Source organism: Mesorhizobium sp. AA22, from assembly GCF_001672375.2.
In the GTDB taxonomy this organism is placed as follows: Bacteria; Pseudomonadota; Alphaproteobacteria; order Rhizobiales; family Rhizobiaceae; genus Mesorhizobium; species Mesorhizobium wenxiniae.
In genome coordinates this window covers 630,584-643,438 of record NZ_CP048406.1, presented here as the reverse complement: position 1 = coordinate 643,438, position 12,855 = coordinate 630,584, and the positions used below count along the sequence as shown (strand labels likewise).

At 62.4% G+C, this 12,855-nt stretch carries 13 protein-coding genes and 1 pseudogene; 6 read left to right on the top strand and 8 right to left on the bottom strand.

The window, feature by feature from the left end; all coding sequences use genetic code 11:
• Positions 1–250: 250 nt before the first annotated feature.
• The 6 genes from A9K68_RS03055 to A9K68_RS03030 form a co-directional block, all read right to left on the bottom strand.
• Complete coding sequence (locus tag A9K68_RS03055) at positions 251–1,159, bottom strand: nitrilase-related carbon-nitrogen hydrolase (protein WP_065009970.1); 909 nt, start codon at positions 1,157–1,159, stop codon at positions 251–253.
• A gap of 28 nt (positions 1,160–1,187) precedes the next feature.
• Entirely contained in the window at positions 1,188–1,535 is a 348-nt protein-coding gene (locus A9K68_RS03050; protein ID WP_065009971.1) for a RidA family protein, read from the bottom strand.
• A 15-nt stretch (positions 1,536–1,550) separates the two neighbouring features.
• Positions 1,551–2,729, bottom strand: a complete 1,179-nt coding sequence (locus tag A9K68_RS03045; protein ID WP_065009990.1) for an FAD-binding oxidoreductase — start codon at positions 2,727–2,729, stop codon at positions 1,551–1,553.
• Positions 2,730–3,363: 634 nt separating this feature from the next.
• A complete protein-coding gene (locus tag A9K68_RS03040) occupies positions 3,364–4,332 on the bottom strand; it encodes a D-2-hydroxyacid dehydrogenase (RefSeq protein WP_065009972.1) in 969 nt (322 codons plus the stop codon).
• Positions 4,333–4,334: 2 nt separating this feature from the next.
• Positions 4,335–5,132 carry a pyrroline-5-carboxylate reductase gene (locus A9K68_RS03035; protein WP_065009973.1) on the bottom strand — a complete coding sequence of 266 codons (798 nt, stop codon included), beginning with the start codon at positions 5,130–5,132 and terminating at the stop codon, positions 4,335–4,337.
• 104 nt (positions 5,133–5,236) lie between these two features.
• Entirely contained in the window at positions 5,237–5,713 is a 477-nt protein-coding gene (locus A9K68_RS03030; protein WP_065009991.1) for an isoprenylcysteine carboxylmethyltransferase family protein, read from the bottom strand.
• Positions 5,714–5,850: 137 nt separating this feature from the next.
• Here A9K68_RS03030 and A9K68_RS03025 point away from each other — a divergent pair, with 137 nt between their 5' ends.
• Entirely contained in the window at positions 5,851–6,354 is a 504-nt protein-coding gene (locus tag A9K68_RS03025; RefSeq protein ID WP_082982544.1) for a MarR family transcriptional regulator, read from the top strand.
• A gap of 204 nt (positions 6,355–6,558) precedes the next feature.
• On the top strand, positions 6,559–6,864 hold the full coding sequence (locus A9K68_RS03020) for a hypothetical protein (RefSeq protein WP_065009974.1): 306 nt from the start codon (positions 6,559–6,561) through the stop codon (positions 6,862–6,864).
• A 73-nt stretch (positions 6,865–6,937) separates the two neighbouring features.
• Here A9K68_RS03020 and A9K68_RS03015 read toward each other — a convergent pair whose 3' ends face one another.
• Complete coding sequence (locus A9K68_RS03015; protein WP_065009975.1) at positions 6,938–7,171, bottom strand: hypothetical protein; 234 nt, start codon at positions 7,169–7,171, stop codon at positions 6,938–6,940.
• A 66-nt stretch (positions 7,172–7,237) separates the two neighbouring features.
• Between A9K68_RS03015 and A9K68_RS03010 the strand changes: the two are divergent.
• Both A9K68_RS03010 and A9K68_RS03005 read left to right on the top strand, forming a co-directional pair.
• Positions 7,238–7,534: pseudogene (locus A9K68_RS03010) on the top strand (MBL fold metallo-hydrolase); the annotation flags it as partial.
• Positions 7,535–8,523: 989 nt separating this feature from the next.
• On the top strand, positions 8,524–9,042 hold the full coding sequence (locus A9K68_RS03005) for a DUF4405 domain-containing protein (protein WP_246811287.1): 519 nt from the start codon (positions 8,524–8,526) through the stop codon (positions 9,040–9,042).
• Between the two features lie 80 nt (positions 9,043–9,122).
• On the opposite strand, the gene A9K68_RS03000 is transcribed toward A9K68_RS03005, so the two are convergent.
• Positions 9,123–9,593, bottom strand: a complete 471-nt coding sequence (locus tag A9K68_RS03000; RefSeq protein ID WP_348640722.1) for a very short patch repair endonuclease — start codon at positions 9,591–9,593, stop codon at positions 9,123–9,125.
• Positions 9,594–9,725: 132 nt separating this feature from the next.
• Between A9K68_RS03000 and A9K68_RS02995 the strand changes: the two genes are divergently transcribed.
• Both A9K68_RS02995 and A9K68_RS02990 read left to right on the top strand, forming a co-directional pair.
• Complete coding sequence (locus tag A9K68_RS02995) at positions 9,726–11,321, top strand: DNA cytosine methyltransferase (RefSeq protein ID WP_246811286.1); 1,596 nt, start codon at positions 9,726–9,728, stop codon at positions 11,319–11,321.
• The gene (locus tag A9K68_RS02990; protein WP_065009979.1) at positions 11,311–12,822 is read left to right on the top strand and encodes an ATP-binding protein; all 1,512 of its coding nucleotides are present in this window, start codon (positions 11,311–11,313) and stop codon (positions 12,820–12,822) included. Before A9K68_RS02995 ends, A9K68_RS02990 begins: the two co-directional genes overlap by 11 nt.
• Positions 12,823–12,855: the final 33 nt, after the last annotated feature.

Genomic DNA, 12,855 nt, shown 5'->3' with positions numbered 1-12,855 from the left:
GGTAACGGCATGGATCCTAGGGTCTGCGCCGCGTCGCTTCGCTCCTTGCTTTGCCCTAGGATGACGAAGGTGTGATGGGATTTTGCCAATCGCCAGCGTCAGAGATGGCGGCTGGAGGCCGGCCGACGACCATCCACAGCCGCTTTCAAGCTCAGCCAAAGAACCAAGTCCTCTGTGCAGAGGGCCTAGTTTCGAAGCCTGTGATCGTAACGCAATAACGGAACGCGAGCCGCAACGCCAGCGAGTCACCTCAAACCTGATCCGCGATCAGTCGATACTGGTCGGGCCGGCGATATCTGGCGAAGTCGAAATTCACCTTGCGGCAGACGGCGATCAGGTCGAGATCAGCGCGATGGACGATCACCTCGTCATCGAGCGACATCGCCTGCGCCGCGATTTCGCCGGTCGGAGCGATGATGCAGGAGCCGCCGATCAAGGCCTGGCCGTCCTCGAGGCCGGCCTTGGCCGCTGCCGCGACCCAGACCGTGTTCTGATAGGCGCCGGCCTGCATCGGCAGGTGATTGTGGAACATGCGCAGATGCGCCAGCGCCGGCGCCTCATCGAGCAGCAGCGGCGTGTTGTAGCCGATCAGGACAATTTCGGCGCCGTTGAGGCAGAGCATGCGGTAGGTCTCCGGCCAGCGCCGGTCGTTGCAGATGGCCATGCCGACGCGCACGCCGCGATAGACGAAGACCGGAAAGCCGAGATTGCCCGGCTCGAAATAACGTCGCTCGAGATGGACGGTCGTGCCCGGTTCCGGCTCGCTTGATCCCGGCACATGGATCTTGCGATAGCGCCCGACAAGCTTGCCGTCCTGCCCGACCAGATCCATCGTGTTGAAGCGGCCCCCGTCGACGCGCGTCAGCTCGGCATAGCCGAGCGCGAAGCCTATCTTGAGCCGCGCCGCGGCGTCGTAAAGGCGCTGCGTCTGCGGGCCCGGCATGGCAGGCTCGAAGAACGCCTCGATCTCGGCCTGGTCGTCGATCCGCCAGCGCGGAAAGAAGGTTGTCAGCGCCAGTTCGGGAAACACTGCGATTTCAGCCCCGGCGGCCGCCGCTCTTTCCAGAAGCGCGACCAGCCGGTCCACCGTTTCGGCCCGTTGCGCGCTTTTCTGTATCGGGCCGGTCTGGCAGACCGCGATGGTCAGGTCTCGCGCCATGGCGTCGTCTCCCCCAATAGATCGCAGTTCATGCGGCAGCGGTGACCATGATCTCGACGCGATAGCCGTCGCCGGCGAGCCGGGCCTCGACCGTTGCCCGCACCGGCATGGCGCTTTTGTCGATCCAGGCGTCCCAGGCGGCGTTCATCTTGTCGAAATCGGCAATGTCGCGCAGCCATACCGTGGCGCTCAGGATCCTGGACTTGTCGCTGCCGGCCTTCGCCAGATAGGCATCGATCTTGGCGAGCACGTCGCGCGTCTGCTTTGTGGTGTCGCCGGACAGATCGTCGGCCGTCATGCCGGCCAGATAGACAATACCATTGTGGCTGAGCACGCGGCAGAAGCGTGGGCCATTCTCGAAGCGTTCGATTGTCATGCGGTCATCCCTTGCTCACGATGCTTTTTCCCTAGGCGCGGGTGTCGCCCCGATCCGGCCAGGCGCAAGATCGCCCGGCTCGATGCCTTGACGCAACAGATCATCCGGCAAGCGTCCGGTGCCGATTAGATCGCGACATGCCCTGGCCAGCCCCGGCGATGTCTTGATGCCGTAGCCGCCCTGGCCCGCCAGCCAGAAAAAGCCCTCGGCCTTGGCGTCGAAGCCGACCACCGGCGAGGCGTCGCTGACAAAGCTGCGCAGCCCCGCCCACTGATGCTCTATCCGGCGCACGTCGATCGTCGTCGCGCGCTGCAGGCGATCGACGCCGACGGCGACGTCGAAATCGTCGGGATAGACGTCCATCGGCTCGCTCGGGGTCGCATCCGCCGGCGAGACGAAAATCCGGCCGGCGTCCGGCTTGAAGTAGAATTCCTCGCCGACATCGTTGACCAGCGGCCAGCCGGCAATGGAGACGCCATCCGGTGCCGCGACATGGAATGCGGTGCGTCGCTTCGGCACCAGGCCGATCGGGGCAACGCCAGCCAACGCAGCGATCCTGTCCGCCCAGGCGCCGGCAGCGTTGACGAGGATCGACGCGGCGAACAGTCCCTGGCTCGTCTGCAGGATCCAGCGATCCTTGTGCCGCTCTATCGCGTCGACGCCTGCATTGGTGACGATCCGGCCGCCGCGCTTGCGCGCAGTGCGCAGGAAACCCTGATGAAGCTCGTTGACGTCGATCTCGCGACAACCCGGTTCGACGATCGCACCGGCGACATAATCGGATCGCAGCACCGGCACGCGCGCCAACGCCTCTCCGGGGCTGACCCGATGGATCGACGGCACGAATTGCCGGGCCCTTTCGAGCTGCTCTTCAAGCCGGCCCAGCTGATCCTGGTGCGCGATGGTCAGCATCCCACGCGGAAGCATCAAGGGATGGTCGCAAAAGCCCTCGGGCGGCGCTTCGAGAAAAGACCGGCTGGCGATCGCCAGCCGTCGGATGATGGCGTTGCCGTAATTCTCCGTAAAACTCGCGGCCGACCGGCCGGTGGAATGGTAACCGCAATGGCTTTCGCGCTCGAGCAGGATGACCGACGAGATGGCCGCTAGTTCATAGGCCGCACTCGCTCCGGCAATGCCGCCGCCGATGATCGCGATATCGGCTTCTTGTATCGAGGCGCCGTCGGGAGACTTCATCGCTAGTTCCTCTGCACAGTCATTTGACAGGTTGGGCCGATCGGCAGCGACCGTCGACAATTCCTCTCAGCCAATTTCAGTGGCAAATCGCAAACCTCTAGGATTGGCTGAAACATCCCTCCCTTCGTCATCCCAGGGCGGAGCAAGGAGCGAAGCGACGCGGCGCAGACCCTGGGATCCATGCCGTTCCCTCAGCCGAAGAATGCAGCGGCTCCGGATAAATGCTGACCTGTAGCGATCCTTCGCGCCCCCCTCTGTCCTGCCGGACATCTCCCCCACTTGGGGGGAGATCGGCAGCTTCGCCGACAGCGCCCTTTTTGCAAGGTTGGTGGTTGGCGAAATCAGTGATGAAGGCCAATCTCCCTCCTTGTGGGGGAGATGTCCGGCAGGACAGAGGGGGGCGCTGTCCCGCCGCGATCAAAGGTTCTCCACCGCAGCAGCGCTCCGAGGAAAGGCATGATCCCAGGGTCTGCGCCGCATCGCTGCGCTCCTTGCTCCGCCCTGGGATGACGAAGGTGTGGTGGCTTATGGCTAATCGCAAACCCTCGAGATTGGCAGGAGGAGATCGGTCGGCGGCAACCATCACAGCCTCCTTCAGGCTCAGTCAAAGAACCAAATCCTCTGTGCAGAGGAACTAGTAACCGCGCATTGGATCGACAACGCCGAGCAGCTTTTCGCCGCGCCGATAGCGGCTGAGATTGTCTGCGAACATATCGAGGGCTTTCTCCTCCCAGCCTTCATAAACCGACGAGCAATGCGGCGTGACGATCACATTCTCATAGCTCCAAAGTGGATGATCCGCCGGCAGCGGCTCGGTCGAAAACACATCGAGCGCGGCGCCTTTGATGCGGCCGCCGTCGAGCGCCGACAGCAGTGCTGCCTCGTCGACGACGCCGCCACGCGAAACGTCGATGAGCACCGCCGACGGCTTCATCGCGGCAAACGCCGCAGCGCCGATCAGCCCGCGCGTCGCCTCCAGCAGCGGCACGCAACAGGCGATGAAGTCGGCCCGGCCCCAAAGCCCCGGCAAGGACTCGATGCCGTGAACCTCGTCGACCTCGGCGGTTGGCCTCGGATGCGCACGCACGCCGAGCGTCGTCAGCCCCAGGGCCTTGGCGCGCCGGGCCAATGCCTGCCCGGTCCTGCCGAGGCCGAGCAGCAGCAAGGTCTTGCCCTGGATCGGCTCGACCGTGCCGGTGATCCATGTCCGGGCGCGCTGATGCCAGGCGAAATTTCGAAGGCCCAGCGAGAAGGACAGCATCGCCCCCAGCGCGTACTCGGCCATCATGTCGGCCGCGACACCGGCGGCGTTCGTCACCGTCACCTCTTCGGGGTTCCAGCGACCCAGATGATCCGTCCCCGACCCGCCGACCGACACCCATTTCACCGTCGGGCTTTCCAGGAGAGCGGAGCGCGGAAAGCGCGCTGTGCCGTCGAAGCGCACCGAATAGACGATCTCGGCCTTTGTCTCTTCGATCAGGGCGGCCAGACCGGCATAGCTGTCACAAGGGTAAACCGAAAGCCCCGGATGCCTGTCCCGCAACACCTTCATCGCCACCGCCGGCGCGTTGGTGTGGAGGATTACGGCAGGGTCGACTGTCATCGTCACGATCGAGGGCCGGTGCGCGGCGCTGCTCCTGCCGAGATACGCCGATGCACGCCATCCAGGCTTTCTGCGAAGGCATCGAAGACATTCCCTGCCGTGAGCTCGCGCACAACCTGTTCGTTGATTCCGCCGCGTGTTGCATAGTCTTGCGCCAGATCCATGAAGCCCATATCCGGCGCTGTTTCCGGTGCGTTGGCCAGCGCTTTGAAAATGGTGGCGATATAGTCATGCGCCCGCGCGTCCGCGACGCCATGCTGTTTCAGCCAGCCATGGATGGTGTCGAGATATTTGAAATAGCTGGCAAATGTCGCGGTAACGACGCTCAGCGCGTCGAACTCGCTCGGATCATCGACCTCGATCACCTTTCCCAGCCTGCCGAATAATGCCGCCATGCGCCGATCGGGCGGGCAGATGATTGTCGCTCCCTGCCTGTGAGCGATCATCGGCATGGGAAGTGCTTTTGTCACCTGCTCCACGGGGGCGACCAACCCGGCTATCTCCTCGCGCGACAGGGTGGCGATCAGGCTGACGACGTGATGGTCCCGACGAAACTGCAATCCTGCAAGCACGTCACGCGCAATCTGCGGCCGAACCGCCAGCATGATCGTATCGCAACTGTCGAGGACGGCCTGATTATCGGCTGCCACGCGTACATCGGGGTAGCGAAGCGCCAGGCCGGCAGCGATTTCTTCATTACGGGGCGACAGGACAACCGATACGGAATTGTCCGCGGCGGATTTAAGCCCGGTGACAATCGCTGACGTGAGCGCGCCTGTGCCGATGAAGCCGAGTTTCATTTGAATCCCTAAGCGTTGGTTCTGGATCGTCGTCAGCCGACAAAATAGTACCAGCTCGGCAGGACTTTGGGATCAGGCGTCACACATCAGGATTCCTGCGACTCTCAGAGCCACCGCCGCACGCTTTGCCTGTAGTCGAGATACGCGTCGCCGAAACGCCGCTCGAGGTAGGCCTCCTCGCGGGCGACGACGCCGTAGCGGATCAGGATCGCAAGCGGCAGCGTGAGGACAAGGATCCAAATATTCTGCGCGGCGAGGCCGATGCCGCCATAGACGAGGAACATGCCGAGGTAGATCGGATTGCGCGTCCAGCCATGGATGCCGGTCGTCACCAGCACGCGCGTCGGCTCATTCGTCGGCACCGGCGTCGCAGCGCGGGAGAAGTTGCGAATGCCCGCGGCGAAAAGCGCAAAACCGAACAGGATCAGCGAGCCGCCGGTGATCCAGGTGACCAGCCCGGGAACCGGGAACGGCAAGCGCAGCAGGCGATCGAGGACGAAGCCAATCAGGAAAGCAGCGAGAAAGAGCAGCGGCGGTCTCGCGATGACGCCCGCCGTTCCGCTGTCGGTTTGCCCAGCCATTTCCATGTCTGCTCCCGCAGATGCTGGAGGGCTATGAAGCCCATAGCCCCTAGAGATGACAATCAAGTTGTCATTCTAGAAGTTGACAACAGCGGTGTCAATCGCAGAAGTTGGCACAGACAGGAGGAACGGAAGCGATGGCGTCGGCACGACACGGGACCGACCGAACGAAAGGAGCTGACCCCATCGCTGACGGCAAGGCCGGGGCGATCACCGAGCTGATGCTCGAAGTGGCCCGGTGCTTCTTCAGAATACGGGCTCTCGGCCAGAAGACCGGGCTCATCACCAGTTGGGGCGGCGGTGCGTTCGGCTTCATGCGAAGCCTGGCCCTGCTTGGCCCGCTCACCGTGCCGCAGATCGCCCAGATGCGACCCACCAGCCGTCAGCGCATGCAGCGGCTGGCGGATGAGCTTGCGGCCGAGGGGCTGGTCGAATTCATCGACAATCCAAAACACCGGCGCTCGAAGCTTGTGCAGCTGACGCGCACAGGCGCCGCGCGCCACAGTGAGCTGAACGCCCAGCTCCTGGCAATCGCCTCGACCATGGGCGTCGCTCTCGACGAAGCCGATATCCGCAAGACCACCGAGATCGTGCGGCAGCTGAGCGATGACGTGAAAGTGCGCTCCGAGCGGCTGTCGTAGCGCTGATGCAAAGCGGCGCCGCGCCATTGATGGGAATCCTGCTTGAGCGACTTCCCGATCGCGTGCCGTTTCAGCCTGGATGCGCTTGGCTGTCGCCGCTTCCGTCCGGCCCGCCGGCGAACATTTGCCAGCCGGAACCTCTGCGGAGCTGACGCGTTCGAACCGCAGGAGCTGAGAGCTGCGCCACCGCAAAAGAGAACTGCAATGGCTCAGAAGATAACGACACGCACCAACGACCGGCCGCGCAACCAAACCATAGGCCAATCCGGCGAACCGGACGACAGCAGCACGTCGCTTGAAGTGGACGAGACCGCCGCCCGGTTGCGAGGCAAGCTGCAAGGCAAACCTGCGCAACCTGCGGAAGACCAAGTCAATGCCGACGCGGCAGGCTTTGCTGGCGCCGGCGAGCATATGTGTCACCGCTGCGCCGGGACAGGCATGATCGACGGCCGCACCTGCCCCGAATGCGGCGGAACCGGAAAGGTGACGACGCCGATAGGCGGCGGCTAAGGCGATCAGGAGGAGCGATCCCCCGGCAATTTCGATCCCTGAAGCGCCAAGGGGCCGATGCAAATTGTGCGGATCAGATCGCCGGCACCCATTTCCAGAACACGCCCTCCATCCGTTCGGGATAATGCTTGAACTCGCATTCGAAGCGCCATCCGTACGTCTTGGCGGCCGCCAGCGCTTCCTTGCTGACCGGGTTCATGCCCGTTCCCGGCGCGAACCAGTCCTCCAGCAAGTCGTCGGGCACGTAGGCGCCGATCCTCAAAGGCAGCTTTTCGAGGACGACATCCATTTCCTCAGGTGCGGACAATGGCCTCTCCCTTCAAGATCTACCCATGGACAAGCCATTTGAGGCGGATGGGTTCCCGCCACCTCGGGCATAACGGCCATCGCCGCGCCGGGGCATTCTCCGGGCCATACTGTCCTCAACATCGAATCTGATGGAAAGCGGGCGATCGCAATGGCCGATACGGCGGTTCATTACGCCGTAAATCTCCAAAGGCCCGATTGGGAGATGAGGTTCGATATGGACAAGGCCGCTGCTTCTGTCAGCCGCAAGCGCGTTCTGGACATGATCGCGACAGAACGGGTGCCCCATCCGTCCGTCGGGTTCCTGGAAAGGACAGGAAGTGGCTACACCTACCTTCCGGCGACCTATCAGTTCGACGTCTGACGCGCAAACGCATGAGGGCTGCCGGCGATGGCGGCCCTAAGCACCTTCGCACAGCTGACGGCTGATGCCCGTTGGCTTAGTCGCCAGGGTGTCCGATCCTCGCGCCGGCGCGACCAGAGCAGGAAGCGCTCAGTTTGAATGGCAGCAAGTTTACCAACCACAGCGACGCCAACTGACATATTTTCAAACCGCGCCCGGTTTGCCGCGCCAGCCGTTGGCTTTTTGGTGCATCTAGCACGGAGCTGCACCAGCGTCACAGGAAAACCACGCGCTAGCCCCTGCGCCTTCGTCATCCCAGGGCGAAGCAAGGAGCGAAGCGACGCGGCGCAGACCCTGGGATCCATTCCGTGACCTCAGCCGAAGAATGCAGCGGTTCAGAACGGCGCTTGCATCCGCGATGTGCCAGCTACCCTTCGTCATGACCGGCTATGACCGGCCTCCAGCCGGCAATCTCCAAGATTTGTGATTAGCGCAAGCCCCTGCGCCTTCGTCATTCCAGGGCGAAGCAAGGAGCGAAGCGACGCGCGCAGACCCTGGGATCCATGCCGTGACGTGAGAGCGCTGCCACGGTGCAGAAAAAAGCACTCCGTAGCGATCCTTCGCGCCCCCCTCTGTCCTGCCGGACATCTCCCCCACTTTGGGGGGAGATCGGCCGTCACCACCGCTTTCGCCAATCGCCCACCGTCGCAGGCGCGAGCGGAGCGCTGAAGCTGCCAATCTCCCTCCGTGTGGGGGAGATTGGCCTTCATCACTGATTTCGCCAACCACCAACCGTGCAAAAAGGCCGCTGTCCGCGAAGCTGCCGATCTCCCCCCAAGTGGGGGAGATGTCCGGCAGGACAGAGGGGGGCGCGAAGGATCGCCACAGATCGGTTGTTATCCTAAGCCGTGGCATACTTCCGCTGATGTCACGGCATGAATCCCAGGATGGCCAATCACCAAAGTTGCGATTTGCCATCGGGCGGCTGACAGAAATCACCGGCGGTCGCTTTGCTGCCCGGCGCCATGGCGATCTTCCTTCTGCTTTCGCTGGCCTATTGGTGGCTCGAAAACGTGCCGCACGAGATAGTCGGGACGGCGATGTTCGCGTTGCTGGCGCGGCACAACGTCGTGAACCGGCTCTGGTTCAAAAATCTCCTCAGGGGCCGATATGATGGGCGCCGCGCCTTTGTCGCCGCCGTTCATCTGCTGCTGATCGTCAACATGGTCATTCTGCTGTTTTCCAGCATCGTGATCTCGAAATCGCTGTTCGGCGCGCTCCCGATCCCCGACAGCATCTATCTGCGGGAAGTCCATTGGTTCTCGGCCTATTGGGTGATGATGATCGTCGGCATCCATCTCGGCCTGCACTGGGCGCGTGTGATGGCGTTGACCCGTTCGATCCCAGGGGTTTCGGCTAAAGGCACGAGCAGGACGCTGGTGCTTCGTGTCGCTGCCGTTCTGCTGGCTGGTTTCAGGGCGCTGACGATGTGGAGCAGTATGTGTGTCCACTGGCTCAGCCGCTCGTAGCCGGAAGGGTCGAGCGCGAATCCTTCCGCGACGATGGACGCCATGTGCTTCTGATAGTCCTCGTCGCTGACGGAATCCATCTAATGCCCCCGTGTGCGGCCTGACGTGCTGTCAGAATTCCCGTAACAGTCAGAGCTGAGACGCCGAACCAGCGGACTTTCGAAATCGCCTGTACCTGACCTGATCCAGGCGAGCAGACGAGCGACCGTGTCATCCGTGCTTGACGCGCGCAGACCGCACTCCCAGACAACAGCGACACGCCAGCCCGCTCCTCGAAGCGCCTCGGCCGCCTCCCGGTCCCGCTGGACATTGCCCTCGAACTTGGCATTCCAGAATTCCGAGTTCGATGACGGAGTGCTGCACCAATAACAGCCGTGGTGGCGATGCCAGAAGCAGCCGTGAACGAAGATGGCGATTTTCCGAGACGGGAATACGATGTCCGGTCGCCCCGGAAGATGTGTCGAATGCAGGCGATATCGCAGACCGGACCGGTGAAGTGATCGTCGGAGCGCGATTTCCGGCTTCGTATTCTTTCCGCGAATGCCCGACATCATTCGCGAGCGTGTCGCCGGATCAACTACGTCGGCCATGGACACCGGCCTACCATCTCGAGGGAATACTTGATATTCATGCGTCGCTTGTCGGGTGGGTTCGGGGAAACGTGATTCTTGCCAATATATTCCGTGGTCGACATTTTTGCAGGCCCAGGGGGGCTCGCGGAGGGGTTCTCAAGCGTTCGGGACAGTCACGGCGAGCGTGCGTTCCGCATTGCTCTCTCTGTCGAGAAGGAGCCGGCCGCCCATTCAACCCTTCGGCTGCGGAGTTTCCTGCGTCAGTTCGGCGATACCCTGCCCGACAGCTACTATGACTTCATCAATTGTGCGATCACTGAGCCCGATTGGTCAAACCTGTACCCGGCGCAGTGGTCGATGGCGGAACAGGAGGCCTGGCAACTCGAGCTGGGCAAGGAACCGCCTGAAAGGCGCCTGAACCGACGCCTCGATCAGATTCGCGACGAGAGTTATGGCAACGTCATTCTGATCGGTGGGCCACCCTGTCAAGCCTACTCCCTTGTCGGCCGTGCCCGCAACCAAGGCAAGGAAGGCTATGTGGCGAAGAACGATCATCGCCACTTTCTCTATGAGGAGTACATCCGCATCCTCGACAGACTTCGTCCGGCGGCATTCGTGATGGAGAATGTCAAGGGCATGCTCTCTTCGTCGGTCGACGGCGAGAATCGCATCTTTGACCAGGTGCTCAGAGACTTGCGTGGCCAACGGAGCGGTGGCGAAGGCTACCGGCTCATTGCACTCGATCCGCGCCGCAGGCGACAGCTCGAACTGGGCAAGATCGACCCGCGTGCCGGAGACTTCATCGTACGCGCCGAGGATTTTGGCGTCCCGCAGGCGCGACATCGCGTGATCGTGGTTGGGTTGCGATCAGACCTGGCCGCCGATCTGCCGGACCGGGCACTCGCCGATCTGATGGTGCGGCACAATCTGAAGGCGACGGTCGGCAACGTGCTTGGCGGCATGCCGCCGCTCCGTAGCGGGCTGAGCCGCGGCCCCGATACATACGAGGACTGGAAGCGCGTCGTGAGCGATGCCATGGCATTCGTTGCTGGCGTCGATACGGGTCTGCCGGAAGATGTGCGGACGGCCTTCACAGAGAAGGTGAGCCGATACCAGGCGCGTTTCCGTCGCCATAGGGAAATCCTCGGCCGTGAGGCGGACGGCGTCGGTATCGCGTCCGATTGTCCCGACGATCTCTCCAGCTGGCTGACCGATCCACGCCTTGACACTCTGCCGAACCACGCAACGCGGGCTCACATGGCAAGCGACTTGGCGCGCTATTTCTTCGCCGCTGTGTTCGCAGAAGTGGTGGGCCGGTCCCCGAAGGCATCGGACTTTCCCAAGGAGCTTGCGCCCGACCACAAGAACTGGGACTCGGGCAAGTTTGCTGACCGCTTTCGGGTACAGCTTGCCGACGGACCATCGACGACTGTAACGAGCCACATCTCGAAGGATGGGCACTATTTCATCCATCCTGATCCCATGCAGTGCCGGAGTCTCTCGGTACGGGAGGCCGCTCGCCTCCAGACCTTCCCCGACAACTACGTCTTCGAGGGCAATCGCACCGAGCAGTACATTCAGGTAGGCAATGCCGTGCCGCCCCTGCTTGCGCATTGGATCGGCGAGGCCCTTTTCACCATTCTGACTGCACGCGAAAGGCAGTCGGACAAAACGGCCGAACACGTCAGGCTGCCGCATGTCGCCTGACTACGACATCGCCAGTCCTGGAGCCGGCGAGCTTTTCGAGTCCCTTCGGGCGTTTGGTTACGACCTTCCAACCGCCCTCGCGGATGTCATTGACAACAGCATCACCGCGGGAGCTCGAAACGTATGGATCGACCTGCAGTGGGCGGGGCGCGACTCCCGAATTCTCGTCCGCGACGATGGCAGAGGCATGGCCGAAGACGACCTGCGGCAGGCGATGAAACCGGGGAGCCTCAGTCCCCTCGCGGATCGCGCGGCCAACGATCTCGGGCGCTTCGGCCTTGGCATGAAGACTGCCTCGATCTCGCAGTGTCGGTGCTTGACGGTTCTGTCGAAGACAACACGGTCAGCTCCCGCTCTCCGGCGCTGGGATCTCGACTACATCGCGTCAACAAAGACGGGCGAGTGGCGGCTGCTCAAGCGAATGGATCTGCTCTCGGCAGCCGACCACTCGCTGCTCGAGCATCAGAAGAGCGGAACCATCCTCTTCTGGGATCGGCTTGATGCGCTTGTCGGCGACGTGGACCATGATGACGACGTCGCGCAGAAGCATTTCAGGGAGCGAGCAGATGCAGTCAAACAGCATCTTTCCATGGTGTTTCACCGGTTCCTGAAAGGGAGGAACGCGATCAACCTGCATATCAATGGGAGGAAGATCGAACCATGGGACCCTTTCCTGGAGGACTGCGACTTTACGGAGCCCCTGGTCACCGAGAATCTGGCCTGTGATGGCGAGCAGGCGGAGATCAAGGCGTTCATCCTGCCACACCACAGTCGGATCAGTGCCGAGCAGCACAGTGCCGCAGCCGGTCCGAAGGGATGGAACGCCCACCAGGGATTTTACATCTACCGCAATCGCCGCCTGCTGGTAGCAGGCGACTGGCTGGGTCTCGGAATGCAGAAGGAGGAGCATTTCAAGCTCGCCCGCATCCGCATCGATCTCGCGAACTCGGCCGACCTCCTCTGGCAGATCGACGTCAAGAAATCCCGCGCGCGACCCCCGGCCGCCCTCCGGCAGGATCTGTTGCGCATCGCGCGGGCAACGCGAAATCGCGCATCCAGCATCTACAGGCATCGCGGGAAGGTCATTCAGCGACAGCTGAGTGACAAGGAGACATTCCTGTGGACGCATCTCATGAAGCACGGGAAGTCCTTCTACCGGATCAATCGCGATCACCCGCTCGTCCGGAAGGTGCTGGCGACGGCGGATGATCGCGCGCCGGTGCGCGCGCTGTTCAATCTGATCGAGCAGACGATCCCGGCGCCGTTGATCGTGATCAACAATGCCGAGAAGCCGGACACCTTCGGTCAGCCATTCGAGGACTCTCCAGCCGAGCTTCGGAAGGCGATGGAGGCAGTGTTCCACGCAATGGTCGAGGACGGTCGCGACCGTGCCGAGGCCGCACGCGCGCTGCTCCTGATGGAGCCGTTCAACAATCATCCGGAGCTCGTCTCGGCGTTTCTGGACGAAATCGCCCGCAAGGTAGCGGCTCAAAAACAGTAGGGGGAAACATGGCGATTGGATTGTCAGAGGCAC

What these genes read in the sequence shown, in the direction of transcription:
- A9K68_RS03020 (WP_065009974.1), top strand. Translation starts at nt 6,559, where the DNA reads ATGGCTCAGAAGATAACGACACGCACCAACGACCGGCCGCGCAACCAA.
- A9K68_RS03000 (WP_348640722.1), bottom strand. Translation starts at nt 9,593, where the DNA reads ATGTCGGGCATTCGCGGAAAGAATACGAAGCCGGAAATCGCGCTCCGA.
- A9K68_RS03030 (WP_065009991.1), bottom strand. Translation starts at nt 5,713, where the DNA reads ATGGCTGGGCAAACCGACAGCGGAACGGCGGGCGTCATCGCGAGACCG.
- A9K68_RS03050 (WP_065009971.1), bottom strand. Translation starts at nt 1,535, where the DNA reads ATGACAATCGAACGCTTCGAGAATGGCCCACGCTTCTGCCGCGTGCTC.
- A9K68_RS03045 (WP_065009990.1), bottom strand. Translation starts at nt 2,729, where the DNA reads ATGAAGTCTCCCGACGGCGCCTCGATACAAGAAGCCGATATCGCGATC.
- A9K68_RS03040 (WP_065009972.1), bottom strand. Translation starts at nt 4,332, where the DNA reads ATGACAGTCGACCCTGCCGTAATCCTCCACACCAACGCGCCGGCGGTG.
- A9K68_RS03055 (WP_065009970.1), bottom strand. Translation starts at nt 1,159, where the DNA reads ATGGCGCGAGACCTGACCATCGCGGTCTGCCAGACCGGCCCGATACAG.
- A9K68_RS02990 (WP_065009979.1), top strand. Translation starts at nt 11,311, where the DNA reads ATGTCGCCTGACTACGACATCGCCAGTCCTGGAGCCGGCGAGCTTTTC.
- A9K68_RS03035 (WP_065009973.1), bottom strand. Translation starts at nt 5,132, where the DNA reads ATGAAACTCGGCTTCATCGGCACAGGCGCGCTCACGTCAGCGATTGTC.
- A9K68_RS03025 (WP_082982544.1), top strand. Translation starts at nt 5,851, where the DNA reads ATGGCGTCGGCACGACACGGGACCGACCGAACGAAAGGAGCTGACCCC.